This is a genomic window from Brevibacterium sp. FME37, from assembly GCF_014897485.1.
GTDB lineage: Bacteria > Actinomycetota > Actinomycetes > Actinomycetales > Brevibacteriaceae > Brevibacterium.
The window spans coordinates 21442-46286 of sequence record NZ_JABUYE010000005.1; the positions used below are offsets into that span (position 1 = coordinate 21442).

Sequence of the window (24845 nt, forward strand, 5' to 3'; positions counted from 1 at the left end):
CGAACACCGCCCCCGGTTGTGAAGGTCAGCCGCACTCGCAGGAGGTGTCGCCCTCTGCGTCGCAGTGACCTGACTTGGGCCGGGGCACGTCGAGAGCGGGATTCTGGTCGAAGAAGCCATAGGGCTTCATCGAGAATCCGAGGCGATCGACGGGCATGATCGGCCAGTCCTCGGGGCGCGGGAAATGAGTCATCGCGAACGAAGGCCAGATGACGATGTCATCACCGTCGACCGGCCGCTGCTGCTGGACCCACTGGGTGATGGTGCCCTGACCCGGGTTCTGGTTCGGGTAAGTACCGGACGGGAAGCGTTCGTTCTCGTCGAACTGAGTCAGCCACACGTGCTTCTGCCCGAAGCCGGCTCGTTTCGAGATCGATGAGCCCTCGGCGGCCATCATCGTCGGTTCGTCGGGCATGTGCAGCTGGTAGCCGACGGGGAACCCATGACGATTCTTCTTCTCCGGGTTGATGACGTGCCAGACTCGACCGGCCTCACCATTGGCGAGCCTGCCACCCTCCTCGGTGAGCCGAGTCTGCTTGCGGGTGAACGCATTGCCATACGGGTTGTCGTCACCGAAGGGAACGCGCACGACCTCCTGCTCATTGACCGCATTCTCGATGCCGTCGACCTGCATGTCCAGGCGTGCGCAGAACATGTGCTGGTGGAAGGGCATGCCCAGGCCTTCGTCGCCGAGCGGTGACGACCAGCGCTGACGCTGGGTCTCATCCCCGTAGGCCGCGGTGTAGACGATGCCGGTGGCCTTGCACTCGAGTTCGATCGTGCCGTCGAGGTAGAGGTACCAGTAGAAGCCGTAGTCGTAGTTGCCGACGGTGATGAAGAAGGAGATGACGATGCGGCGGTTGCGGCGCACATCGGCGGCACCGGTGAACTCATCGGTGTGCTTGAACAGGATGCCCGCATCCTCTTCGTGGATGCAGATGGCGTTCTTGATGGTGTGTGCGTGACCCTGTTCGTCGGCGAGTACGGCATCGGAGTACTGAATCTCGCCGAGGCAGTCGCAGCCGAGTTCGAGCGAGTTCGCGCTCTTACCCATCGAATATTCGCCGGCGTCGAAGTAGTTCTGCCAGAAGCGCACGGGACTCGGATCGCCGTAGGGAACGACCATCTCTGCCACAGAAGCACGGTAGACGATGGGGCGCTGCTGCCCGTTGTCATCGAAGCCGATCTGATGGAGGACGAGTCCTTCGACTGGGTCGAAGCCGAGTCGGACCTGCCACTTCTCCCACGTCAGCACATCACCGTCGAGGGAGAAGCTGACACCTTCGGGCTGTGAGATCTCAATCGGCTTCTGCGTGGTGCGAGGTTCGGGCAGCCACGAGTCGAGGTGGTAGTCGAAACGTTCCTTCGGCACCGGGACGATGTCGGTGTCGATGACATCGATGACCTCACCGGTGTTGAGATCGAGGTAGGCGACGAGTCCCTCCAGGGGGTGCGCCCAGGCGTTGTCCTGCGGGTCGGACTGGATGAACGAGGAGCCGCGCACGAGGCGGCGGCCCTCCTCGCCGGGAATGTCGAAGCGGCCGGCCGAGAGGGCGCAGATGCGCACGGTCTCGATGTCGGTGATGCCGCGGGCCTCGACGGCGGCACGGAATGTGGCGTCGTTGCGGATGAGCTGCTCGGCCGATTCGTACTCGGTCATCGTGATCGGGGCTTGGCCCTCGTTTGCGACGTCGAGGACACGGGCGAGGAGGACCTTGCGTTGGGACAAGGACACGAGGACTTCGGTCTGTTCGCTGCTGCCGCGCTCGACGAGCAGGGAGCGCACACGACGGTCGAGGTCCGTGGCCCCTGAGATCACGTCACGCTTATCGGGTTCGACGAGGCTGACAAGAGCGAACAGTGTCTGCTCGCTGACGTGGCCCGCGTCGACGATGATGGCACGGTTGAGTTCGATCTCGTCGCTGATCAGGCGGTCGAGGGGGTGTGCAGTGGTCGACGCGGTTGACGTCGTCGGGGTGGTCGTGGTCATTTCGTTCAGACACCTTCCGTGGTTGTGAGTGGCTTGTCGAGTTTGTTGTCGAGACTGGCTTGCAGTGTTTCAGGGTCAAGGGCGGGGCCGTACGCGCGGATCTTCGCGCCGCGGACATAACCGACGATTGCCAGCGCAGCGAGGACGATGAGGGTGCCGAGTGTGAGTGCGGTGAACGGCCCTTGGTCGACGCCCCATTCGTCGAGGAAGTCATAGTCGAGGCCGAAGAGGCGATCGAGTGTGCCGGGGAAAATGGCGACCCAGGATCCCAGCAGCACCCAGAGGAAGGCGAGGCCGCCGAGGAGGGTGAAGCCGATATTGCTCACGGGCACGCGGAACGGACGCTCGATGTCCGGGTGCTTCCACCGCAGCTTGATGGCCGCCGGGATGATGAGCAGGTAGCTGAGCAGGAACGTCGAGATGGAGATCGAGAGGACGACCCCGAAGAGTGCTCCGGCGTCGCCGCTGAGCTGCATGGCCGCGACGAGGAAGACGGTGGCCACGGTCCCCGAGAGCAGGTTGACGTTGACCGGAGTGCCCAGGCCGCGTGAGATCTTGCCGAAGAATCCTCCGAAGAAGGCACCGTCTGCGGCGGTCAGTGCCTGCATGCGGTCGCTCATGATCATCCAGGCGGCACCCTGCGAAGCGAGGATGATGACGAAGAGCAGAGCTGCGATGACGACCATCGGTGCGGCGGCAGGACCGTAGACGCTGAACACGGTCTCGACGGCATCGAGCATGCCGCCGATTCCCGTGATGGTTTTGGTCGGCAGTACAAGCAGCATGGCGAGGACCGGCAGGAGATAGCACAGAGCCGAGATGAAGCCCGACCGTGCGATCGCAGCAGGGATGTCCTTCTTCGGGTCCTTCATCTCATCCGATGCGCTGTTCGATGCCTCGAAGCCGAGGTAGGAGAAGAGCAGCAGCGGAACCAGACCGAGGAACCCGCCGAGGCTGGGGCTGAAGTCTGAGAGGTGCAGTGGCTGCACGCCGTTCTGAACTGCGTAGATGATCGTGGTGAGTAGGAAGAAGGCGATGAAGATGACTTTGAGGGCGCCGCCGAGCGTGGGCAGCCACTTGGCTTTCGCCAGCGAGAGAATCGCGGCGAGCACTGTGATCCAGATGAAGACGATCTTGAAGATCCAGTCACCGACGGAACCCGCCTCGAGCGGGCTGATGAACTGGTTCCAGGTTCCGGTGGCCAGAAACGCCATCGAACCGCCGACCCAGACGGGCTGAGTGACCCAGCTGAGGATCGACGCGATCGCACCGGCCGGCCGGCCGAAAGCCTGGCGAACCCACAGGTAGGCGCCGCCCTCACCGACGAACGAACTGCCGGTCTCGGCGAAGACAAGAGCGTAGGGCACGAGAAAGAAGATGGCGAGGACGAGCGTCCAGGTGAAGGTCTCTGCGCCGAAGCCTGCCGTCTCGGCGAGGACTTCGATGCTGAGCACGGCCGACATGACGATGAGCACGATGTCGAAACGGCCGAGCGTCTTCTTCAGATGCTGTTTCTGCTCGTCCGCGTATGCGGTGGTCTGTTCGTGTGAAGACACCATCCACCTCCTTGTGAGTGGGCGTCCATTTGATTCTTTGGGCTACACCCAAAAGAATGGCATGGACGGGAAGTGATGAACAGAGGAAAGTGGCGCTTTTGCCATAGCGATCAGTGTTGATCTAGATCACTTCAGGAGATGATGAGGGTATGGCGAGACCGAAGAATCAGAAGGCACGTCGGCAACAGCTGGTCCACTCGGCCAAGCAGGCGATCGTCGAACGCGGCCTCAACGGCCTGCGCGCCATCGATGTTGCGGCGTATTCCGAGCTGGGTGCCGGGTCGGTTGCGTACTACTATCCGGACCTCGGCGACCTGGTGCGCGAGGTGCATGAGGATGCTGTGTCGCGCTTCTACTGGAACCGCAGGCAGCAGGAGGTCGAGGGTGAGGATTCTCGGGCCAGACTCCAGCGAGTCATCCGCAGCGGAATTCCACAGTCACGAGACGATATCGACTTCCAGGTGCTCAACGAGCTGCACACCCACGCCTACAGGGATGCGTTTCATGCGCAGCTGATGGCGGAGTTGTACCGCCTCGAGGTCTCGCTCTACGTCGATGTGCTCAGCGAAGGCGTTGAGGCGGGTGAGTTCACGATGGCGCTGCCGGTCGAGACGGCGGCGAGCAATCTGGTGGCGATGGAGGATGCCTACGGGCTGCACCTTATGGGCGGGACGCCGCTTGATGGTGAGGACATCTATCGGATGATCGCTGCTAACGCGGAAGTCATGACGGGGTGTCACTTATCAGAGACGACAACAGCGCGGTGAACCTGCAAAAGCGCGCCACATGGGGGTGGCTATTGCAGGTTCACCGCGCTGATAACTCGCTTTAGCGGTTCACCCCCACTGCAGCCAAGTCGTCTTGAAGTCCGAGTAGTTCTCCAGGGCATGCACCGAGAGATCACGGCCGAAACCGGACTGCTTGAATCCGCCGAAGGGTGTCGTGAAGCCCAGCGCATCAACGGTGTTCACTGATACCGTGCCGGCGACCAGGCGGGACGAGACCCTGTGGGCCCGGGCCATGCTGCCGGTCCACATCGAAGCCGCGAGACCATACGGGGTTCCGTTGGCCTTCTCGATCGCTTCGTCCTCGGTGTCGAAGGGCGTGACGAGGGCGACGGGTCCGAAAATCTCATGCTGGTGGAGACGGTGATCGGCCGGGAGGTCGGTGATGATTGTCGGGTCGATGAACGCTGTGGATCCGTTGATTCCCGGGCGGTTGCCGCCCTTGACGATGGTTCCGCCCGCGCGTGCCTCCTCGACGCACTCCCACACCTGATCGGCGTGCTTTTCGGACACCAGCGAACCGATCGCCGTGGTCGGGTCCAGCGGATCGCCGGGCTGGAAGCCATCGGCCGCGGCCCTGAAGAGTTCGAGGAACTTCTCATACACGGGGCGTTCGACGAAGATGCGTGAGTTCGCGGAGCACACCTCGCCCTGGTTGTAGAAGGCGCCGAACGCTGATTTCACAGCCGCAGCTTCGAGGTCGTCGCAGTCGGCGAAGATGATGTTCGAACTCTTCCCACCGGCCTCCAGGGCCAGACGTTTCATGTTCGACGTTCCGGCGTACTGCTGGAGTTGCATGGCCACCTCGGTGGACCCGGTGAAGCCGAGCATGTCGACGTCCATGTGCATGCCCAGCGCCTTGCCCACGACCGATCCGCGACCGGGAACGACGTTGAGGATGCCCGCCGGAACCCCTGCCTCGACGGCGAGTTCGGCCAACAGCAGGATCGAGTGCGAGGCCTCGACCGGGGGTTTGACCACGAGCGCATTGCCCGCAGCCAGCGCCGGAGCGATCTTCCACGTCGCGATCTCCAGCGGGTAGTTCCACGGCACGATGATGCCGATGACCCCAAGGGACTCACGGGTCACCAGCGCGGTCGACCCCACCGGAGTGACCGGAATTTCGTCGACAGTCTTCTCGATCGCCTCACCGTAGAACCGGTAGAGCGCGGCGGAACCAGGGGCATCGATCGTCGAAGATTCCCCGATCGGCTTGCCCATGTCGAGGGTGTCCAGCAGTGCGAATTCGTCGGCCCGCGCCTCGATGAGATCGGCCAGACGCAGCAGCACCTCACGACGATGCGTCGCCGAGGCTCGTGACCACTCACCGGTCTCATACGCGGTGCGTGCGGCGCTCACCGCGGCATCGACATCGTCCTGCCCGCCGAGGTGGAGCTGCGAGATCGTCTCACCGTTCGCAGGGTTCGTCTTCGTCTGGGTCTGACCGGAGATCGCGTCCACGCGCTCGCCGTTGATGACGGGGCGTCCGTCGATGGTCAGGTTCGCGGCCTTGTCGCGCCAGGTTGTGGCGGCGGTGGTGGGTGCCGAGATGGTGTCAGTCATGGATGAGTCTCCAGTCGTTCGCGATGTCTCTGGTGGTCAGAGAGTTCGTGGTTGAAATGGTCAGAGAAGTCGTTGGTGAGGAGCGGTCGCTCAGGAGACGGCCGGATCGGCAGTCGCGCTCGCCGAGGCTGTTGCCGGGGTATCGAAATCGTCGTCCTTGAGCAGGTCCACGCCTTGGGTCTCGGGAATCGAGACCACGGTGATGATGCCGACGACGCCGACCACGGCCAGGAAGAAGCCGGGGCTGAGCATGCTGCCGGTGTTCTCGATCAGCCAGGTCAGAGCGTAGGGTGCGGTGCCGGCGAACAGGGCGGCCGTGAGCGCATAGGCGATCGACAGCCCGGTCTGCCTGGTCCGCGTCGGGAAGAGTTCGACCACGGTCACGGCATGCGTTCCCAGGATGATGGCGAGGATGAACGCCAGGCCGAAGGTCGAGACGAACGCGGCCAGCGAGGACTGGACCTGCATGAGCATGAACAGTGGGATCGCCATCACCGTGAGAGAGACCGCGGCGGTCATGAGCACGGGCTTGCGACCGAACTTGTCCGAGGCGATGCCCGAGAGCGGGACGATGATGAGTCCCAGGGCCGAGGCCAGTGTCGAGAGCAGCGCGGCCCGACCGGGATCGAAGCCCAGCTCGGTCTCCTGGTAGGTGAGCAGGTAGACGAGAACGACATAGAACGTGACGTTCATGAAGATCTCCATGCCGCACGTCTGAAGGAACTGCTTGGGATTGCGCTTGAAGACCTCACGCAGCGGCGACTCGGAGACGGTCTCCATCTTCTGCAGCGCCGCGAACTCAGGAGTGTCCTCGATCTTGCGGCGGATGTAGAGGCCGATGAGGCCCAGGGGCACCGTGATGAGGAACGGAATCCTCCACCCGCCGGCCAGCACCTGTTCGGGGCTGAGTACCTGGGTGAGCAGGAAGACGACCATTGAGGCCAGGAGGAACCCGAGCAGGGAACCGACTTCGAGCCAGCTGCAGCCGAAGCCTCGGCGCTTCCGGGGTGAGAACTCACCGAGGAACGCCGCAGCACTGCCGAACTCTCCACCGGCGGCCAGGCCCTGGACGATGCGGGTGACGATGAGGAGGATCGGGGCGAGCATCCCGATCGTCTCGTAGGTCGGCAGAACGCCGAGGACCAACGTCGAAGCAGCCATGGCGATGATGACGACGGAGAGCGTTAGCTTGCGACCCAGCTTGTCGCCGAGGCGACCGAAGATGATCGCACCGATCGGGCGGACGAGGAAGGAGACCGCGAAGACGGCGAAGGTCGCGAGCAGACCCGCGGTCTCGTCTCCCTCGGGGAAGAAGATCGCCGCGATCGTCGTCGCCATATAGGCGTAGACGGCCCAGTCGAACCAGTGGACGAGCACGCCGATGGATCCGGCCGCGACGCTCTTCTGCAGGCCCTTCTTATAGGCCAGGTCTTTCGCGTCGGCAGGGTGTGCACCGCTCATATCGAGTTCCTCCTTTGGAACCTCAGGCGCCGGCGGTGTGCCGGCGGCTTCGGCTCGGTGAGCCGACACCAGCTCGGCCCATGCGGGTGGCTGTTGTCGGTTCACCGAGCTGGTGAATCGGTTGGTCAGGTGCCTGACCGTCGGGTGCTGACGTCGGCTGCGGTCCAGGCAAGTGCCGTGGCGCCGTCGATCAGCGTGCGTTCGGCCTCTTCTCCGACACAGGATTCAGCGAAGGCCGCCTGGTGGTTGCTCGCCTCCCCGCCGACCCCGATATAGGGATGGATGGCATTGACGACCTGGGACACATTGCCCATGTCCGTCGAGGCCCGATTCATCGTGGCGGCAATCGGGTCGACGTCGAAGTTCCGGCCGAGTGCGATGGCATTGGCCCGGTAGGACTCCAGCGCCTCCTCATCGGTGCGCATCTCCGCATACCGTTTGCTCTCCGGCGTGATCGAAAGTGTGGCGCCGGTGGCCAGTGCCCCGGCCTCGAAGCAGTCGATGACCCGCTTCTCCATCGCCAGGAGTTCCTCGGTGGACTCGGCGCGGACATACCAGCGGCCCTCGGTCTTTGCCGGAATGGCGTTGGGTGCTTCGCCGCCGTTGGTCATCACGCCGTGGACGCGCACGGTCTTCGGCAGCTGCTGACGCAGCAGGCCCAGGGCGACCTGGGCGACGAGGAAGGCGTCGTTGGCGTTGATTCCACGCTCCGGATAGGCAGCCGCATGAGCCGCGCGACCCGTGTATTCGACATGCCAATGGGTGACCGCGAAGGGTTCTGCCTCGGCAACGTCGACGGGAGCGGGGTGGGCCATGAGCGCGAAGTCGAGGTTCGCAAACGCTCCGCGTTCGAGCAGTTCGATCTTGCCGCCGCCACCTTCTTCGGCGGGGGTGCCGATGACCTCGACGCTGATGCCCAGATCTTCTGCCGCAGCGGCCAGACCGATGGCCCCGCCGACGCTCATCGCGGAGATGAGGTTGTGCCCGCAGGCATGGCCGAGGCCGGGCAGGGCATCGTATTCGGCGAGGAATCCGATGGTGAAGTCACCCGATCCGAACGTCGCGCGAAACGCGGTCTCGAGTCCCAGGTAGGGCTGTTCGATGGTGAAGTCGTGATCGGCCAGAACACCGGCCACCGAGGCGGCGGAGCGGAATTCCTGCCACCCGATCTCGGGATCGTCGTGGAGTGAATTCGACAGGCCCACGAGTGCGGGGCTCACCTCGGCGAGGCGGGCCGCGATCCGATCCTTCACAGACAGTTCGACATCGGTGGGCTGGCTCATCGCTCGTCTCCGGGGACACCGTAAGACGGTGAAGCCACGGGGTTGAGGCCGCGGGTGATGTAGTCCTCACGCTGGGGCATCCAGATGTCGAGGAGCTCGCCCAGTTCACCGATCGGATCCTCGTCGGCCCAATCCACGCGCAGGTCGGTGACCCTCCAGCCGGCGTCGCTGACGACGGCTAGGCCGGCCGAATGTACGGGTCCGGCCTCGCCACCGGCGGCGAAAGCGGCTTGGAAAGCGGCGAACAGGCGACGCTCAATCGGTCCGGTCGAGGACAGCGCGGTCTCGATGAAGGCATCGAGGACGTCGAGTGATTTGAGCATATTGCCACCGGCCACGGCGTTCTGCTCGGTACGGGCACCGAAGATCCCGAGCGCCTCGGCGCCCGAGTGGGCTGCGGTGTTGCCGCTGCCGTCGATGACGAGGATCTGCCGGTAGGCGATGACATCGGCCTCGACCTGATCGACGATCGAATCCAGGGCCAGCTGCGCAGGCTTGCCGGCAGCCATCTGGTCGAGAATCCGTCCGCCGAGGCGGGGGTCCGTGATGTTCTGTGAGTTCACTCCGCCGATGCCGTCGGCCAGGTTGAGACACCGGGCAGAGACCGCGGGGGAGGACGAGGCGATCGCGGCACCGAATTCACCGGTGTCGGGATCGTGGAGGAGGAGGGAGAAGGTCATCGGGCCACCTCGGCGGTGGAAGGTTCACTGAGGACGGCGGTGGCGTCGATCTCGACGAGCCATTCGGGGCGGGCCAATGCCTGGACGACGATGCCGGTCGAGACGGGGTAGACGCCCTTGAGCCACTTGCCCACGGTGCGGTACACGTCCTCGCGGTAGCGGGGGTCGATGATGTAGATGGTGACCTTGACGATGTCCTCGAGTCGGCTGCCTGCTTCTTCGAGGAGCATGGCGATATTGGACATGGCCTTCTCCGCCTGCGCGGTGACGTCGCCGATGCCCACGGACTCGCGAGTCTCAAGGTCCTGGCCGATCTGGCCACGGAGGTAGACGACACCGCCGGCGACGACGGCCTGGCACAGATCGTTGTCGAGGTTCTGTTCGGGGTAGGTCTCTTTGGTGTTGAACATTCTCAGACGTGTGTGCGTGGGTTCGGCCACTGCGGTCTCCTCTTCGAGCTGATCGGAACATGTCGAACGGGGTGTGGCGCCGTTCGGGTGTGTGCTTCCATTCTCGGAAACAACAGAGTATCTGTGAAATAGTTATTATCTAGAGACTCCATCTGAAAAACAGATTCCAAATCTGAATAATAGATTCCACTGACGAAGAGGTCGCCATGGTCCACAGATTCTCGATTACGCTCACTCAACTCTCGTACTTCGCAGAATGCGCGAAGACACTGAACATGACGACGGCGAGCCAGGAGCTGCACATCGCCCAGTCGGCGGTGTCCACGGCGATCAATCAGCTGGAGAAGGCGCTCGGCGCCCCGCTCTTCGTCCGCCAGCATTCGAAGGGTCTGGTCCTCACCCCGGCTGGCGAAGGGCTGCTTCACGAGACCCGCCAGATCTTCGGGCTCATCACCGAGGCGGTCGAATCGATCCAGGCCGGACAGAACGAGGTTCGCGGCACGATCGTCCTTGCCTGCTTCAAGACCCTGGCCCCCTTCATTCTTCCGCAGCTCATCGGGCGGCTCAACGAACGGCACCCGGAACTGAGCATCGAAGTCGTCGAGGGTGATCACGAGGAGTGCATGGCCGCACTGCGCAGTGGGCGGGCGGAGATCGCGATAAACTACGACCTCACCGAGGCCGAAGGCGTCCAAGCCCAGCGGGTCGGCGAGGTGAGACCGCACGTCATCGTCGACACGAACCACCGGCTGGCCGGGAAGAAGAAGGTCAAGCTGTCCGCGCTCGCCGAGGACCCGCTCGTCCTCCTTGATCTGCCCGACAGCCGGGAGTACTTCCTCACTATGCTGCGTACGGCCGGCATCACGCCCAAGGTCAAGTACAAGTCCTCGAACTACGAGACCGTGCGCTCGATGGTCGCCATGGGTTTGGGATTCTCGATCCTCAACCAGCGCCCCGACATCGAACAGACCTATACGGGGGCCAAGACCTCGATCCTCGAAATCGCTGACTCTGCACCCAGCCTTCATCTCGTCGTCTCGGCATTGTCGCAGGCGGCAGGAACAGCGAAGGCGAAAGCCGTGACGACGATGATGCGCGAGATCCTCGCCGAGGCGGCCTCAGGCGAGGATTCCGTCTGACCTAGTCGATTCGGCTGAGTTCGGTGCTTTCTGCTGAGCTTCGAGATACCCGGAAATGATTGACTCCACAGGGCTACATCTATTCGGTAGATGCAATTGACCGTCAACAACTATTGGCATTGACGCTCTCACCTGCGGTTTGCTGGATCGCGAGAGGGCGGACACCATCGTCGCCCCACGAGCAAAGACGCAAGTGCCGTATCTGCAGCTCAGACGCGGTTTTCGAGAACAGGAGTGTCCCATGCCGGGCAAGGAAACTGAGACCACCGAAGTCGTCATCATCGGCGCGGGCCAAGCCGGAATCGCGATGAGCGAGCACCTGCAGTCCAGGGGAGTACCCCACATCGTTCTGGAGAAGAACCGGATCGCCGAGGCCTGGCAGTCCAGGCGTTGGGACTCCCTCGTCGCCAACGGCCCCGCCTGGCACGACAGGTTCCCCACCCAGGAATTCGCCGACGTCGACCCCGACGGATTCGCAACCAAAGACCAGGTGGCCGAATACTTCCGCACGCTGGTTGAACGCAACAACCTGCCAGTGCGCACCGGAGTCACCGTGACCACAGTGACCGAACGGGAGCATGCCCGCGGCTACCTCGTCGAAACCGACCGGAGCACCATCGAGGCCGACTATGTCGTCGCCGCGACGGGGCCATTCCAGACACCGGTCATTCCGAAGATCGTGCCCGAGAGCTCCGGCATCACCCAGATCCACTCGAACTCGTACAAGAACCCCGCGCAGCTCGACGAAGGCGCTGTGCTCGTCGTCGGTGCAGGCTCTTCGGGTGTCCAGATCGCCGCGGAGATCCAGAAGTCCGGCAAGAAGGTCTACCTGGCCGTGGGCCCACACGATCGCCCACCGCGGGCATACCGCAATCGCGACTTCTGCTGGTGGCTCGGAGCCCTGGGCAAATGGGACCTCGCAGCCCCACCCGTGGGCGCCGATCACGTCACGATCGCCGTCAGCGGTGCCGAAGGCGGGCACACCGTGGACTTCCGCAATCTCGCAGCCTCGGGCATCACCCTGCTGGGACGCGCGAACTCTTATCTCCACGGCAAGCTGCAGATCGGTTCCGACCTGGGCGCAAACATCGCCCGCGGCGACGACAACTACCTGTCCCTGCTGCGTGAGGCCGATGACTACATCGAACGCAACGGCCTCGACCTGCCCCCTGAACCAGAGGCTCATGAGCTCGGTCCTGACCCCGAGTGCGTGAGCAACCCGATCCTCGAAATGGACCTCGCCGAGGCGGACGTGCGGACCGTGATCTGGGCGACCGGCTTCGGTGTCGACTACTCATGGCTGCAGGTCGAAGGCGTCCTCGACGAGCGAGGCTACCCCGTCCAGCAGCGCGGCGTCACTCCCGTTCCGGGCATGTACTTCCTGGGCCTGCCGTGGCTCTCACGTCGCGGATCGAGCTTCATCTGGGGCGTCTGGCACGACGCGAAATACCTCGCCGACCAGATCGAGATCCAGCGTAAGTACCGCGACTATGAGCCAGATCATAACGCCCTGCTTGAAGCCGCAGTACGGTGATTACCGAGGGACAACCTCCGCGATCATGACGCATCCTCACGACGAAAGAAGGCACCAGCGGTGACCGACAGCGCATCCACACCCACCCGCACAGAGACCGATTCGATCGGCAGCCTCGAAATCCCTGCTGCAGCGTATTGGGGTGTGCACACAGCCCGGGCGGGCGAGAACTTCCCGATCGCGCGCCGACCGGTCTCCGTCTACCCCGACTTCGTCCGTGCCTTCGCCTGTGTGAAGCAGGCGGCGGCGCGGGCGAACCTGGAGATCGGTGCCCTTGACGAACAGCGAGCGAACCTCATCGATGCCGCCTGCGAAGAGATCAAGGGCGGGCGCCTCCACGACCAGTTCACCGTCGGCGTGATCCAGGGTGGGGCGGGCACGTCGACGAACATGAACGCCAATGAGGTGATCACGAACCGTGCGCTCGAGATCGGTGGTCACGCGAAGGGCGACTATTCGTTCATCAATCCCAATGACCACACGAACCACAGCCAGTCCACGAACGACACCTACCCGACGGCGATCAAGATCGCGCTGGCCTTCTCACTGCAGAACCTCCTCGGCGAACTCACACTTTTGGCGGATGCCTTTGCCGCGAAGGGGCGCGAGTTCTCCGACATCATCAAGGTCGGTCGCACCCAGCTCCAGGACGCGGTGCCGATGACCCTGGGGCAGGAGTTCAACGCCTTCGCCACCACCCTGCGTGAGGACGTCCAGCGGCTCGAAGACGCGGTGGCACTCCTCGGCGAGGTCAACATGGGCGCCACGGCGATCGGAACGGCGATCAACGCCCCGGTCGGGTACAGGGAAGCGGTGATCAAGCACCTGCGCTCCATCACCGGGCTCGAACTCGTCACCGCCGGCGACCTCGTCGAATCCACCTCCGACACCGGGGTCTTCATCACCTTCTCCGGGGCGCTCAAGCGAAGTGCTCTGAAGATGTCGAAGATCGCCAACGACCTGCGTCTGCTGTCGTCGGGACCACAGGCCGGCTTCGGTGAGATCAACCTGCCTGCCCGCCAGGCTGGCTCATCGATCATGCCCGGCAAGGTCAACCCAGTCATCCCCGAAGCTGTCTCCCAGGTCGCCTACTCAGTCGCCGGTGCCGACGTCACCGTGTCCATGGCCGTCGAGGCCGGCCAGCTCCAGCTCAACGCGTTCGAGCCGGTCATCGCCCATTCCCTGTTCCAGTCGATCACCTGGCTCGAGCGTGCCTGCCAGACCTTCCGCGTCAACTGTGTCAACGGCATCACCGCCAACGAGGCGGCCCTCGAAGACACCGTGGCCCGTTCCGTCACCGTCATCACCGCTCTCGCCCCGGTCATCGGCTACGCCCCTGCCGCGCAGCTGGCCAAGCAGGCGCTGGCGACGAACGAACCGATCTCTGACCTCGTCGTGAAGCAGGGGCTCCTCGATAGGACTCAGCTCGAGGAGATCCTCAAGCCTGAGCGTCTGACCGGCCTGCCTGCCGATCACGGTGTGGAGAACTCGGCCGACAGCGCCGAGGCGGTTCCTCGCGACGAGATGACCTCGGAGATCCCCGTGGTGCCATCTCCAGAGTGACCAGACTTGGCCGTGGGCGGTGTGAGGTGGGGTCCGCTGGTCAGCGAACCGGTGGAGCGTCGGAACTCGACGAGGGGTTCCTTGTTGCTGTCGTATTCTTCCGTTTACCTGGGTGGCCGCTAACGGCGGTGCCAGGAGCTGGCGCACAGGGGATCGCAGGAGCTGTGCGCCGACGAGCGCAGTGAATATTCCTTCGCCGAGTGCTAAGCTGGGGGCATCAGACATCGTCTCCCTCTGAGTCCTCGGACTCAAGGAGACGATTTTCATTTGCGCGATAATGAGCTGCATGCACTTCACAAAAGCGTTCAAAGAGCGCGAGGATCTGATTACAGACTTGGCTGAAGCTGGGCTGAAGATTCCGAATCACGCACGCACCCTCGGTTTCCTCACTCGGGTGGGCTACCACCGGTCTGGAGCATACCGCTACGTGTTCCGTGAGCTGCTGCCTGCCGACCAGATCAATGCCGCAATGCGCGAATACCGAGCTGCCACGTACATGACAGGGGCGAGCATCGATCATGTCATAACTCTTGAAGAGTTCGACATGAAGTTGGCCCGCATCTGCCTAGACGGGACTTTGGACTTCGAAATTCGCTTGCGTGCTTCGATTGCGCACGCTTTGGCCAGGTTGGATCCGGCTGCGCACTTAGACCGAAACTGCCTTGACACCGCGAAGTGCAATACGCTGATCCCCAGGAGTCAGCCACCTCAAACTAAATTCCAGGCCTGGAAACGCACCGTCGATAGAGCCATAGGAAGTGCGAAGCCGGAAGAGGACTTTGTTGCTCATCACCTAGCGAAATATCCCTCTCAACCATTACCGGTCTGGGCCGTAACCGAACTTCTCAGTTTCGGGAGCTTGCCGTATCTCTTCGAGCTGATGAAGTCCGCTGATGCCCGGGCTGTGGCCAATGATTTTGGCTTCATGCATCCCGCCCCGTTCGGGAAAGTCGTCCGGGCAGTCGCCGATTTGCGCAACTACTGCGCCCATGGCTCGCGGCTTTTCAACCGACACTTCAAGCGCGCGCAGTCGATCGCGCCCAGGCACACAGCTGGCCCATTGCTGGACCACGTCTCAACCCCTGGATATTCTCGCACTTCAACTGAGAGCAAGCGGCTCTATATAAATGCCGCCGTCTTGGCCTTCATGCTTAGGTCACATTCTGAACCGAGTGATTGGCCTGCCAGGTTTCGAGATCACATCCTGTCCTTCAGCCTCCCGCTAATCACACCCGATGGACATCGTGTAGTCACGCCGGAGTTGGACATGGGCTTCCCTGCGAGTTGGAACACCAAGCTCCTGTGGCAGTAACTTCTGGACGATAGTCGACCACCAGGTTTGGGTGGAGAGCAGACACTTACACGACCCCCGTGCCTTTTGGGGTCCGCAGGTCACCTGCCGTACCTATCCATCTCAATCCTTCTTGAGCTCCAGTACTTCCCACGCAAAAGTCGCCACCCAGTGCGAGGCCATGTACTCATCGGACACAGACGCCTCGAGCCCGGGAGCCATGAGCGTATCGACTCGGGTGAGGAAGCCCCTGGTGCGGTCAGCGAGGTCCAGATTGCCTGAGTCCTCGGCAATCTGCAGGAGTCGTGGGGCCAGGCGCATGATCGAGGCCGCAACGGATAGGCCCAGGCCGTATAGGTGGCTCTGGTAGCCGTCCGTGGGATCGAGGACCTCGACGGGGGAGAGTGCGGGGGACTCCGGCGTTAGTTCCGAGAGGAAGTCTGGCAGCCACACGGCGAGCTCGTCGGCGGTGAGGATCTCGGCCATGAGGTCGGCTTCGCACAGGCCGGGGGAGAGGAAGTCCTGGCCGCTGCGTTCCTGGCTGAAGTTCCAGGCATGATCATCGGCGAAGCAGCGCCGAGCGGCACCAGCGATGGCATCGACGACATCATGTCGGCCGAAGTCTCGTGCGCCGAGCAGGATGCGGCGCAGACCGAAGGCGGTGTTCGGGTGGATTCCATGACGGACGGGTTCGGGCATGTGCGGCAGCCATGCCACGGTCAGGTCTAAGACCGTCTGGGCGAGCACCTCGGCGCCGGAAGCCAGATCACGCAACCGCGCTTCTTCGCTGGCCCGAAGCGCACGCACGAGCTCGACGGCCCAGGCCCAGCCATAGGGACGTTCCCAGGTCGGGTGCTCGCGGAGGAACATCGCTTCGGCGGCAAGTTTCTCAGCACTCAGGTGAGAGGTGAGAACCGTGATGGCCTCGTCGCGCCACGGAGCCGTTCGGGCAATTGGCGTGGCCAGCAGGGACACGAGCAGATAGTGCATGTGGACGCTCGAGTGCCAGTCGAAAGAGTTCGCAAAAGCCGGGTTCTTCTCGCGCGGTTCGACGATGTCTGCGGACGACTGTGCAACGTGGTGGGCGGCGTACGGATAGTTACGGGTGATGTTGCTCAGGGCCACCTCGGCGAAGGGGGTGACGAACTCTGCAGACTGCGGCATGGATCCTCATCGGTTCGGGGATTTCACTCTACTCGGACGGGGCGCGTTGGCAGTTAGAGTGAGAACTGGCAGCGGCTCAATGAGGGGAAGGTGGGCGCGGGGTGGCGAGGTTTCCTCAGGTCTATGGCAAGACGGTCGATGAGCACACGCGTTGTGAGCATTATGCGACCGAGCTCGACATCATCGCCATTCGCTTCGCGTGCTGCGACCGGTACTATCCGTGCCACCTCTGCCACGCCGAGACCACCGATCATCCCGCCCAGCAATGGCCGCGTGAGAAGTGGGATCAGGCGGCCATCCTCTGCGGAATGTGCTGGTCACAGCTGACGATCGACACGTACCGGAGTACCGATGCTTGTCCCGAGTGCGCGGCGGCATTCAACCCTCGGTGTGCGGCGCATTCGAGCTACTACTTCAAGGGCTGACTCAGCGACCGCCACGTAGTTATCGCGGATTCCGCTGGGCGCCGTCCTCTCGTGCAGCTTGCTGCGAACCTCAGCTCACGAGGTGGCCGTCAATATTTACTTTAGGCAATCTAAAGTAAATATTCTCGGGCGGATGGTGACTTTAGCTCTGACCGCCATCGTTGCCAGGCTCTGCGTCCAATTCGTCTTTGCTGTTGCGATCAAAGAGGACGATGAACGTGGCGCCTGCCAGGATCAGCCCTGAGGCAATGACCGCGATGGGTCCGAAGTCGAAGGGCAAGACGCCGCGCAAGATCTCACGGACCGTTGAACTCGGATCGGCAAGAGTGGCGGCGACGAAGATCGCGACCAGGATTGAGACACCCAGGGCTGCGAGACGATTCCATCTGCCGCTGATGCGTCCCGAGAGTAGTCGCCCGGCCTTGATGATTCTGCCTGTACGCAGAATACGTAATGCGCCGACGAGTCGAATGATGCGAAACAGCTGCACGGGGCCGAGGGCGAAGATGACTCCGATGATCACGAGAACTGTGAGCACGATCAGCCACAGGTGCCTTTTGAACCAGGACTTCTTGTCAGGAGTAACGAGGAAGAGTATGAGCGTCTCACCTACGAGGACCAAGCCGGACAAGAGATTGATGACTCTGCCGGCGTCGCTCCACGGCTCAGAGAGGAAGGTGAGGAAGATTGCTGGGATCGAGACGAGTGCGGCGACCAGAACCGGCACTGCCAGGCGTTCCTGCCAGCGTTGCTCCCGGGTCGCTTTTGAGTCATCAGTCATCGTCACTATCAGGATAGTTGGTTGGCGCTGTGCTACCCCTCGAGCAGTCCCCGGATGTCCTCGGCCGTCACCGTCTGGCTGAATGCCTGACCGTTGGGGCCGCGCCCTTCGAAGGCCCCGCCGTCGGTCATGAGGGAGTCGAAGAGCTCAGCCTTCTTCTTCTGCAGGGCCAGGACCTTCTCCTCGATCGTTCCCTCGGCGACATAGCGATAGACCATGACGTTCTTCGTCTGTCCGATCCGGTGCGCTCGGTCGATCGCTTGGTTCTCCGTCGCCGGATTCCACCACGGATCCATAAGGAAGACATAGTCGGCCTCGGTGAGGTTGAGGCCGAAACCGCCGGCCTTGAGGCTGATGAGGAACACGGGAGCCGCGCCGGATCGGAACTCGTCGACGACCTGGCCGCGATTGCGAGTCGAGCCGTCGAGGACGACGTAGGGGACACCTCGGCGATCGAGATCCTCGGCCACCTTGTCGAGGAAGGAGGTGAACTGGCTGAACACGATTGACCGGTGGCCCTCCGCCACGACATCCTCGAGGCGTTCCATGAGGGCGGCGAGCTTGGACGAGTGCACACCTTCGTGTTCGCCGTCGACAATGCGCGGGTCGAGTGCGAGCATGCGCAGCAGGGTCAGTGAGCGGAAGACGATGAAGCGCTGCTTGTCATACTCGCTGTCGATGAAGCCGAGGATCTTCTTCCGCTCCTTCTGCAGCACCCGATCGTAGAGCTTGCGGTGAGCAGCGTTGAGCTCGACATTGATGACCTGCTCCTGCTTCTCCGGCAGATCGGCTGCGACAAGATCCTTCGTGCGGCGCAGCATGAACGGTCGAATCCGCTTCTGCAGCCGTCCCATTCGTCCCGGATCCTCACCGCCTTCGATGGGCCGCACGTATTCCTTCTCGAAGTGATGCGAGCTGGGGAAGAGTCCAGGTGCGGTGATGGAGAACAGTGACCACACATCGCGTAGAGAATTCTCCAGCGGAGTGCCCGTCAGAGCCAGGCGGAAGGGTGCGTTGACCGACTTCGCGGCCTTGTGGACCTGCGAGGAGCTGTTCTTCACGAACTGTGCCTCATCGAGGATGAACCCTGCCCAGTCCAGGCGGGAGATCGGGTCCTCGTCCAGGCGCAGCATCGCATAGGACATGACGATGAGATCGGCACCGGCGACCACCTCGGCGAGGGGCTTCTGCCTCTTCTTCGTCGACTCGGAAACGACACGAACGTCGAGGTCAGGGGTGAACTTCGCGGACTCCTTTGCCCAGTTGTCCACCACCGAGGTGGGAGCGACGACGAGGAACGGCGGGTGCGGTTCCCCGCTCCCAGAGTTCGCGTGCTCGGCCTTTGCGTGGGCGATGAGTGCCAGGGTCTGCAGGGTCTTGCCCAGGCCCATGTCGTCGGCGAGGATCCCGCCGAGGTGGCACTTGTGCAGCAGCGCCAGCCACCGGAATCCCTGCACCTGGTAGGGCCGCATGGTGACGCCGTTCAGGTGAGGGACTTCGACGGCGGGCAGGTGGTCGAGGTCGAGCAGTGCCTGCGCGGATTCCTGCCAGGACTGGGCGGGCAGAGTCTCATCGGCGAGCTCCTCGAACTCCGACCACAGGCCCACATGCAGGCGCGTGATCTTGGGCGACTCGGGTTCCCACTCGGGGATGAGATCGGCCTCGGCCAGGAGTGCCTTGAGTTTGTCGAAGGCGGGTTTGTTCAGCGACAGGAACGTGTCGTCGACGAGTTTGATCTTCTTCGTCCCCGACGCCAGGGCTTTGTAGAGCTTGACGAAGGGGATGGGCTTGCCGTCGATGGTGATCTGGAAGCCGAGGTCGAACCAGTCGTTCTTCTCCGACTCGACCGAGGTGATCGTGATGTTCGGTTCCCCGCCGAGCTCACGATAGGGCTGCTTCTTCCCGCGCGTGATGACCTTGACGTGCTCGATCTCCTCGAGCCCGGGCAGGACGTTGACGACGAAGTCCGCGGTGTCGACGTCGGAGAGCTCCATGTCGCGGGGGTGGCCCGGCGGTTGGGTCTCGGCGAGGACGGACGCGACTTGGTCGAGCACAGCGCCCTCATGCTCAAGGTCGCGGTTGTCGCGTGGGTCTGGCGTCGGAGTGGTGCTGCGCGCGCCCGCTGTGGTGCGGATGGCGGAGGTGCCGAGTTTCGACAGGGGCACCACGGGCAGGGTCCGGCGCGGTCCCGAGTACTCCCAGTACCACTGCAGGCTCAGGTGGTCCTTTGCACCGTAGACCATGAAGAGGACCAGCCGCGGCTGGCTGAACTGGGGAAACTTCACCGTCTCGTCGGTGCTCACGACCTCGGCGGAAGTACGCAGCAATGGGTAGTACTCCTCGAAGAATTCTTCGGACTCGTTCGCCGGGATCGTGATTGGGCCAGTTGATTGGAAGACTGAGAGTGCCGACTGCGCGGTGGGTTTGGCCGCCGGAGCCAAGGTCACCGTGAACCCTGTGCGCAGGTCGACACCGAAGAACCCGTGCGTCCAGATGGGCTTGGTCAGTCCTGGTGAGAATTCGCGTTCATCGATCGTGACCCGTGGCTGCACCCGCAGCTGGTTCTTCACCCGGTTGACGTCGATGATCGCCTTCGCCTCACGCCCGATGCGCACATCCATGCCCTGATTGACGCCGACGAGTTCGATCCCGAGTTCGGCGGCCTGAGCGAACATGTCCCACAGCAGAGGAGTGTGGAAATCGCCGAGGTTGTACGGCGCACCATCGGGTGTGAAGTCCGTTTTGTCCCGGGTCCGCAGTCCTGCGAGCTGGGTGAACCACTCCTGGTGACGGGGATCGACGTTGAACTGCCGGGCCATGCGATCGATGGTGCGCCAGGTGAGGGACTTCTTCACCCAGTTGCCGGATTCGCTGAGGATCAGCGGGCGGATCGCGAGGCTGGGATTGGAGCCGGGGGAGACTTCCTGCTTCTCCAGCACGACCGAGTGCTTCGGTTCGAACCATGTCCGGGCTACGACCTCGACGAGCTCGAATCCCAAGGCCACGGGCGTGTACTCCTGCGGGGCCACCTCGGCGAGGGAGGCGAAGGCATCACGCCACCCGGCGGTGTGATGGGACGAAGCATGGTCATTGGCGGGCACCGTGCCATCTTCTCATTGAGGGCGGACATGTGATGGCCGGGTGACGCTACTCGGTCGCCTGGTCCCGTGGAACTTCCCAGAGGATCTCTTCGTGGTTCGGGTCTCTGGGGGATTCGTCGCGGTAGCGAATCGTGGTGACTTCGTCGTCGGGTCCTGCATAGGTTATTGCCCAGCCACGGAGGCATTCGCCCCCGGGAATGTGAGCCTCGGGTTCGAGGACCGGTGAGATCTCGTCGTATTTCCAGGGAACGTCTGCCACGCGGTGGTATTCATCGCCGACCGAGATGACCGAGATGACCGACCAGGGTTCCGTGGTCTCAAAGCTGGTGGGGGAGATGTTCTCTTCGCCCGTGCAGACTTCGATGTCAATGGCACCCGAGGTGTGATCGGATGTATCGGAGACGACTCGGTATTCGTGGGCGGTGACGCTGTTCCCGTTCGACAGGGTGACGCTTTCGCCGAGCTGACGGGTGGTCGGAAGCGGTGTGGTTGATTCTGCGCCCGTAGTCGTCTGGGATCGGTCTGTCGGGGAATGAGTGGAACCCGATGTGCCGACGGTGGGATCTGCTGCGTCATCGGAGCAGCCGGAGAGCAGAAGCACGACAGCGCAGAGCGAAGCGAGAGGCAATCCGGGCGACAGTGTGAACACAGGCCAATTCTAAATTGAAGCTGTCCCCGTCAGGGATTGAACAGTTCGATCTCATCCGGTGCGTAGTAGTCCTGTGCCCCGACGCCTGTTCGCACGAGGTACTTTCCCGTCTCCTCATAGAGGTAGACGACGGTGCCGACGCTGTGCTTCAGGGGGCCAGTGATGATCTGGACGGTGTCGCCGATATTGAACTCAGTCATGGTTCAGTTTAAACACGCGGGTTCGAACGACGCCCATGCAGGAGGCACGATAGGACTCATGACTTCAGAGGCATACACATTGCTGCTTGGTGCAGGGATTCTCTGCGCCTGGGGATCGTTGGGCGTCGTCGCCAAGTCGATGCTGCGAGGACAGCCGACACCGGAGATCATCTGGATGGTCTTGGCTGGTTCCGCTGTCTTCTCTCTGCTCGTGTGGCTCTTTTTTCGCGCAAAGGGTGCGGCACTCGAGATCAAAGCTTTCCACGGCAGCAAGGGCCTCGGCGCAGCGCTGATCGGCGTGTTTGCGGCCAGCTTCGTCGTTCCCGGACTGATCGCACAGAGCAGCGATGTCTTCGACCTGGTGTTCACCGCTGTCGTGATTGCCGTGATCGCCGGACTCGCGCTGTACCTCATGAGAAAGACCTTCTTCACGCCTCCCGACACTCCGGAAGGTATCGACTGACACGGAGTCATCCGCGCCGAGGGCCAATACACTTGTCACTGTCCGACAAAGACGCAGCAGCGGCGAGGGGAATGACCCGTGGGGTGGAGTACGAGCGAGTTGGCGCGGCTGACCGACACCACAGTCAACACGATCCGGCACTATCACAAGCAGGGTCTGCTCTCTGAGCCCGAGCGTGCCAGCAATGGCTACAAGCAGTACGGCGCGGCTCACCTGCTGCGTCTGCTGCAGATTCGTCGTCTGCGTAGCCTGGGGATTCCGTTGGAGAAGATCAGCTCGATCGACGGTGACCAGGAAGTACAGCGCCGGGCTCTCAAAGATCTTGATGCCGAACTCAAGACTAAGATCGCCGAACTCGAGAAGACTCGTGATGAGGTCGCTGGGCTCATCGAGCACGGGGCACCGATCGACACCGCCTCTGGCTTCAGCGATGTCGCCGCCACCATGTCCGAGGCCGACAGGCGCCTCATGGGTCTCTACGCCAGACTCTATGACGACGAGACGATGACCCAGATGCGTGGCATCATGGCCGAGACTTCGCCTGCGGACCGCGAGTTCAACGAGTTGCCCGATGACGCCGATGAAGCCGCACGGGTCCATGCCGTCGATGCCATGGTTCCTTTGATGGAGAAGCATCTCGACGATGACCCGTGGCTGCTCGACATTCGGCCGAGTGTCGAGGGCGCCGCCGAGGACCTGGGGTGGTCGGCAATCATGGAGTCCATGGTCGAGCTCTACAACCCGGCCCAACTCGATGTCCTGGGCCGGGCGATCATCAGGGTTCACAAGGAGCGTGTGGAAGAGACAGCTGCCGACGATGACGCCATGGAAAGTGGTACCGAGTAGGTCGCGGCCACCTCGGCGAGGGGATTCTGCAGTCTCCTTTCCCTGTGAATTTCCGGTGTTCGACCATCACGGCTTGACCCTGTTCTGAGAACACAGTTTCCACTGGAAGTAATCAATCGGACTACTTCCAGAGGACATCATGAACACCCTCATCACCTTCTTCCAAGGCCTCGCCTCCCACGTCCCCGAGCTTCTGCAGCCGTTCATCATCGCGCTCGCCGGAGCAGTGCCCTTCGTCGAGGGCGAGGTCTCAGCTGTCATCGGAGTGTGGGCTGGCCTCAACCCGATCGTCGCAGGGGTCGCCGGAGCGATCGGCAACTTCATCTGCGTCACCGTCATCGTGCTGCTCGGTGCCCGAGCTCGCGAGGCCGTAGTGGCTCGCCGGAGCCGAGCTCGGGAGAGCGTGCCCGTCGGCGTCGGCGTCGGATCCGGAGCTGGAGTGGCTGGGGCCGACGCCACCGTCGCCGACGAGAGCGCAACCCTTGCCGACGAACGCGGGCCTGCGGAGGGCGAAGCAAGGTTCCTCAACGAGCCACCCGCTCAGAAGAAGCCCGAATCGAAGGGCCGGATCAAGTTCAAACGCTTTCTCAACCGCTTCGGAGTCCCGGGCGCGAGCCTGCTCGGACCCCTGGCCATTCCCACTCAGATCACCTCGACGATCTTGGTCAGCTCAGGAGTCAAGACCTCATGGATCCTGCTCTGGCAGGGCATCGCCATCGTCGTCTGGACGACGCTGACCACACTCATCGCAACCGGAGCACTGTCCCTGTTCACCGGCTGAACCGGAAAGGAAGAACCATGACCACCGCCTACCGCCACAGGAAGATCCTCACCTATTCGGCCATCGCTCTCGCGGCCACGGCCCTTCCCCTGCTCATGCCGTTCTCAGCCACCCTGCTGGGCTGGGCGCTCGAGGTGCCGATGCGATTGGCCCTCTCCGAGTCACTGCTGGCGACCTTCGGCATCCTCGTCGCCTGGTTCGTCATCTCCCGGCTCATCGACGTCATCCTCGACGGCAGCGACATCGGCGGAACCGTGACCGGTCGCCTAGTGTCGGCCGCGACCTCGACGGTGCTCCTCGGCGGAGGCTACTTCCTCATCGTCGACTCCGCGATCGCCGCACTGCTCATGGCCGTGGCCGTCTGCAGCCTGCCGCTCGTGATGAGCATTCTCCTCCAACGCAGAGAAGGGGCGTCGCAGGAAAGGCATCGCACGTAAGATGAAGGCGATGACTGACTCCGACACCGACAGGTCCCACACCGCCGCCCCCGCACTCATCGGGGCGCTGCTCCACCTCGCCGCGACCGACGCTGGCCTGGCCCCGACTGCCACGTCCGCGCTGAGTCCCAAGGACAGCGAGATCCTCGCCGAGGTTGAGGTCGCACTCCGCAATCAGACGTTGAATGAGAATGGCGTGAAGAAGGCCCTCGCCGAGGTGGCCGGATCCATTGCCAGCGTGCGCAGCTCACCCAGCCCGGTGGCGTTGACCGCGGCGAAATACGAGAAGGCGCGCACCACAGTCCTCAGGCAGTTGGGTGTGGCCTCGACCAAGGGCGCCAGTGTGTGGCCGCCGACCAGCCAGACCGCCGTCCAACGCTTCGGCTCCTGGAACGAGGCGCTCAAGGCCGCGGGCCTGGCCACCAGCTCGGTGGGTCGAGCACGGGGCCAGCTGCGCTTCGACGAAGCCGCGTATGACAAGGCGATCGCCGACTTCGTCGCTGACTGTGACGACCGGGACCTCGGTGCCACCTACAAGGCCTACGGCGAATACGCCGCCGAACACAAGGGCGAAGTTCCTTCGGCCGCCGCAGTGCGGAAGTTCTACGGAAGCTGGAACGCGGCACTCGCCTCGGCGGGGTGAGGGTTTGACCGCGAGGTAAGAGGCCGAGCACGGATTCTCAAGCCACCACGGGATGGCTCGATGATGCCGAAATGTGCAAATACACAATTCTGAGCCTCAC

General features: G+C 62.8%; 23 protein-coding genes. 11 read left to right on the forward strand and 12 right to left on the reverse strand.

All coding sequences use genetic code 11. The annotated features are described in order from the left end of the window. Positions 1-25: 25 nt before the first annotated feature. Both INT29_RS07755 and INT29_RS07760 read right to left on the reverse strand, forming a co-directional pair. The gene (locus INT29_RS07755) at positions 26-1990 is read right to left on the reverse strand and encodes a primary-amine oxidase (RefSeq protein WP_096158019.1); all 1965 of its coding nucleotides are present in this window, start codon (positions 1988-1990) and stop codon (positions 26-28) included. Between the two features lie 5 nt (positions 1991-1995). After that, the gene (locus INT29_RS07760) at positions 1996-3549 is read right to left on the reverse strand and encodes an APC family permease (protein ID WP_193071302.1); all 1554 of its coding nucleotides are present in this window, start codon (positions 3547-3549) and stop codon (positions 1996-1998) included. 146 nt (positions 3550-3695) lie between these two features. Here INT29_RS07760 and INT29_RS07765 point away from each other — a divergent pair, with 146 nt between their 5' ends. Next, the gene (locus INT29_RS07765; RefSeq protein WP_096158021.1) at positions 3696-4313 is read left to right on the forward strand and encodes a TetR/AcrR family transcriptional regulator; all 618 of its coding nucleotides are present in this window, start codon (positions 3696-3698) and stop codon (positions 4311-4313) included. A gap of 69 nt (positions 4314-4382) precedes the next feature. Here INT29_RS07765 and INT29_RS07770 read toward each other — a convergent pair whose 3' ends face one another. The 5 genes from INT29_RS07770 to INT29_RS07790 all read right to left on the reverse strand — a co-directional run bounded on the left by INT29_RS07770 (position 4383) and on the right by INT29_RS07790 (position 9758). Continuing rightward, positions 4383-5894: an aldehyde dehydrogenase family protein gene (locus INT29_RS07770; RefSeq protein ID WP_193071303.1), complete on the reverse strand. Its 1512-nt coding sequence runs from the start codon at positions 5892-5894 to the stop codon at positions 4383-4385. A 90-nt stretch (positions 5895-5984) separates the two neighbouring features. Continuing rightward, positions 5985-7355: an MFS transporter gene (locus INT29_RS07775; protein WP_193071304.1), complete on the reverse strand. Its 1371-nt coding sequence runs from the start codon at positions 7353-7355 to the stop codon at positions 5985-5987. Positions 7356-7480: 125 nt separating this feature from the next. Further along, entirely contained in the window at positions 7481-8638 is a 1158-nt protein-coding gene (locus INT29_RS07780; protein ID WP_193071305.1) for a M20 family metallopeptidase, read from the reverse strand. After that, the gene (locus INT29_RS07785) at positions 8635-9318 is read right to left on the reverse strand and encodes a DUF1028 domain-containing protein (protein ID WP_193071306.1); all 684 of its coding nucleotides are present in this window, start codon (positions 9316-9318) and stop codon (positions 8635-8637) included. Before INT29_RS07785 ends, INT29_RS07780 begins: the two co-directional genes overlap by 4 nt. Beyond that, positions 9315-9758 carry a RidA family protein gene (locus INT29_RS07790; RefSeq protein WP_319020861.1) on the reverse strand — a complete coding sequence of 148 codons (444 nt, stop codon included), beginning with the start codon at positions 9756-9758 and terminating at the stop codon, positions 9315-9317. Before INT29_RS07790 ends, INT29_RS07785 begins: the two co-directional genes overlap by 4 nt. 176 nt (positions 9759-9934) lie before the next feature. On the opposite strand from INT29_RS07790, the gene INT29_RS07795 reads away from it, so the two are divergent. From INT29_RS07795 to INT29_RS07810, 4 genes are all read left to right on the forward strand, one after another. Beyond that, positions 9935-10867 carry a LysR substrate-binding domain-containing protein gene (locus INT29_RS07795; protein WP_193071307.1) on the forward strand — a complete coding sequence of 311 codons (933 nt, stop codon included), beginning with the start codon at positions 9935-9937 and terminating at the stop codon, positions 10865-10867. Between the two features lie 241 nt (positions 10868-11108). After that, positions 11109-12401, forward strand: a complete 1293-nt coding sequence (locus INT29_RS07800; protein ID WP_193071308.1) for a flavin-containing monooxygenase — start codon at positions 11109-11111, stop codon at positions 12399-12401. 60 nt (positions 12402-12461) lie between these two features. After that, on the forward strand, positions 12462-13964 hold the full coding sequence (locus INT29_RS07805; protein ID WP_193071309.1) for an aspartate ammonia-lyase: 1503 nt from the start codon (positions 12462-12464) through the stop codon (positions 13962-13964). Positions 13965-14250: 286 nt separating this feature from the next. Beyond that, positions 14251-15276: an Abi family protein gene (locus INT29_RS07810; RefSeq protein ID WP_193071310.1), complete on the forward strand. Its 1026-nt coding sequence runs from the start codon at positions 14251-14253 to the stop codon at positions 15274-15276. Positions 15277-15378: 102 nt separating this feature from the next. Here the strand turns inward: INT29_RS07810 and INT29_RS07815 are convergent, their stop codons facing one another. Next, complete coding sequence (locus INT29_RS07815; RefSeq protein WP_193071311.1) at positions 15379-16419, reverse strand: DUF2891 family protein; 1041 nt, start codon at positions 16417-16419, stop codon at positions 15379-15381. A gap of 101 nt (positions 16420-16520) precedes the next feature. Between INT29_RS07815 and INT29_RS07820 the strand changes: the two genes are divergently transcribed. Beyond that, on the forward strand, positions 16521-16844 hold the full coding sequence (locus tag INT29_RS07820) for a CHY zinc finger protein (protein WP_096145676.1): 324 nt from the start codon (positions 16521-16523) through the stop codon (positions 16842-16844). Between the two features lie 142 nt (positions 16845-16986). Here INT29_RS07820 and INT29_RS07825 read toward each other — a convergent pair whose 3' ends face one another. The 4 genes from INT29_RS07825 to INT29_RS07840 are packed head-to-tail and all read right to left on the reverse strand — an operon-like array spanning position 16987 to position 21575. Further along, positions 16987-17625: a hypothetical protein gene (locus tag INT29_RS07825; RefSeq protein WP_009883487.1), complete on the reverse strand. Its 639-nt coding sequence runs from the start codon at positions 17623-17625 to the stop codon at positions 16987-16989. Positions 17626-17657: 32 nt separating this feature from the next. Continuing rightward, positions 17658-20726, reverse strand: a complete 3069-nt coding sequence (locus INT29_RS07830; protein ID WP_193071312.1) for a DEAD/DEAH box helicase — start codon at positions 20724-20726, stop codon at positions 17658-17660. A 46-nt stretch (positions 20727-20772) separates the two neighbouring features. After that, positions 20773-21375: a hypothetical protein gene (locus tag INT29_RS07835; RefSeq protein WP_096159471.1), complete on the reverse strand. Its 603-nt coding sequence runs from the start codon at positions 21373-21375 to the stop codon at positions 20773-20775. A 29-nt stretch (positions 21376-21404) separates the two neighbouring features. Next, positions 21405-21575: a hypothetical protein gene (locus tag INT29_RS07840; protein WP_165771016.1), complete on the reverse strand. Its 171-nt coding sequence runs from the start codon at positions 21573-21575 to the stop codon at positions 21405-21407. Positions 21576-21633: 58 nt separating this feature from the next. Here INT29_RS07840 and INT29_RS07845 point away from each other — a divergent pair, with 58 nt between their 5' ends. The 5 genes from INT29_RS07845 to INT29_RS07865 all read left to right on the forward strand — a co-directional run bounded on the left by INT29_RS07845 (position 21634) and on the right by INT29_RS07865 (position 24745). After that, positions 21634-22038, forward strand: coding sequence for a hypothetical protein (locus tag INT29_RS07845; protein ID WP_096177659.1), 405 nt, complete (start codon positions 21634-21636; stop codon positions 22036-22038). 78 nt (positions 22039-22116) lie between these two features. After that, entirely contained in the window at positions 22117-22884 is a 768-nt protein-coding gene (locus INT29_RS07850; RefSeq protein WP_069599282.1) for a MerR family transcriptional regulator, read from the forward strand. Between the two features lie 139 nt (positions 22885-23023). Further along, positions 23024-23665 carry a small multidrug efflux protein gene (locus INT29_RS07855; protein ID WP_114319463.1) on the forward strand — a complete coding sequence of 214 codons (642 nt, stop codon included), beginning with the start codon at positions 23024-23026 and terminating at the stop codon, positions 23663-23665. A gap of 17 nt (positions 23666-23682) precedes the next feature. Further along, positions 23683-24102, forward strand: a complete 420-nt coding sequence (locus INT29_RS07860; RefSeq protein ID WP_193069947.1) for a hypothetical protein — start codon at positions 23683-23685, stop codon at positions 24100-24102. Between the two features lie 10 nt (positions 24103-24112). Continuing rightward, complete coding sequence (locus INT29_RS07865; protein WP_226823970.1) at positions 24113-24745, forward strand: homing endonuclease associated repeat-containing protein; 633 nt, start codon at positions 24113-24115, stop codon at positions 24743-24745. Positions 24746-24845 lie beyond the last annotated feature (100 nt).

Excerpts from the sequence above, each read along its gene's own strand:
- INT29_RS07755 (WP_096158019.1), bottom strand. The coding sequence starts at position 1,990 with ATGACCACGACCACCCCGACGACGTCAACCGCGTCGACCACTGCACAC.
- INT29_RS07760 (WP_193071302.1), bottom strand. The coding sequence starts at position 3,549 with ATGGTGTCTTCACACGAACAGACCACCGCATACGCGGACGAGCAGAAA.
- INT29_RS07765 (WP_096158021.1), top strand. The coding sequence starts at position 3,696 with ATGGCGAGACCGAAGAATCAGAAGGCACGTCGGCAACAGCTGGTCCAC.
- INT29_RS07770 (WP_193071303.1), bottom strand. The coding sequence starts at position 5,894 with ATGACTGACACCATCTCGGCACCCACCACCGCCGCCACAACCTGGCGC.
- INT29_RS07775 (WP_193071304.1), bottom strand. The coding sequence starts at position 7,355 with ATGAGCGGTGCACACCCTGCCGACGCGAAAGACCTGGCCTATAAGAAG.
- INT29_RS07780 (WP_193071305.1), bottom strand. The coding sequence starts at position 8,638 with ATGAGCCAGCCCACCGATGTCGAACTGTCTGTGAAGGATCGGATCGCG.
- INT29_RS07785 (WP_193071306.1), bottom strand. The coding sequence starts at position 9,318 with ATGACCTTCTCCCTCCTCCTCCACGATCCCGACACCGGTGAATTCGGT.
- INT29_RS07795 (WP_193071307.1), top strand. The coding sequence starts at position 9,935 with ATGGTCCACAGATTCTCGATTACGCTCACTCAACTCTCGTACTTCGCA.
- INT29_RS07800 (WP_193071308.1), top strand. The coding sequence starts at position 11,109 with ATGCCGGGCAAGGAAACTGAGACCACCGAAGTCGTCATCATCGGCGCG.
- INT29_RS07810 (WP_193071310.1), top strand. The coding sequence starts at position 14,251 with ATGCACTTCACAAAAGCGTTCAAAGAGCGCGAGGATCTGATTACAGAC.
- INT29_RS07815 (WP_193071311.1), bottom strand. The coding sequence starts at position 16,419 with ATGCCGCAGTCTGCAGAGTTCGTCACCCCCTTCGCCGAGGTGGCCCTG.
- INT29_RS07825 (WP_009883487.1), bottom strand. The coding sequence starts at position 17,625 with ATGACTGATGACTCAAAAGCGACCCGGGAGCAACGCTGGCAGGAACGC.
- INT29_RS07840 (WP_165771016.1), bottom strand. The coding sequence starts at position 21,575 with ATGACTGAGTTCAATATCGGCGACACCGTCCAGATCATCACTGGCCCC.
- INT29_RS07845 (WP_096177659.1), top strand. The coding sequence starts at position 21,634 with ATGACTTCAGAGGCATACACATTGCTGCTTGGTGCAGGGATTCTCTGC.
- INT29_RS07855 (WP_114319463.1), top strand. The coding sequence starts at position 23,024 with ATGAACACCCTCATCACCTTCTTCCAAGGCCTCGCCTCCCACGTCCCC.
- INT29_RS07860 (WP_193069947.1), top strand. The coding sequence starts at position 23,683 with ATGACCACCGCCTACCGCCACAGGAAGATCCTCACCTATTCGGCCATC.
- INT29_RS07865 (WP_226823970.1), top strand. The coding sequence starts at position 24,113 with ATGACTGACTCCGACACCGACAGGTCCCACACCGCCGCCCCCGCACTC.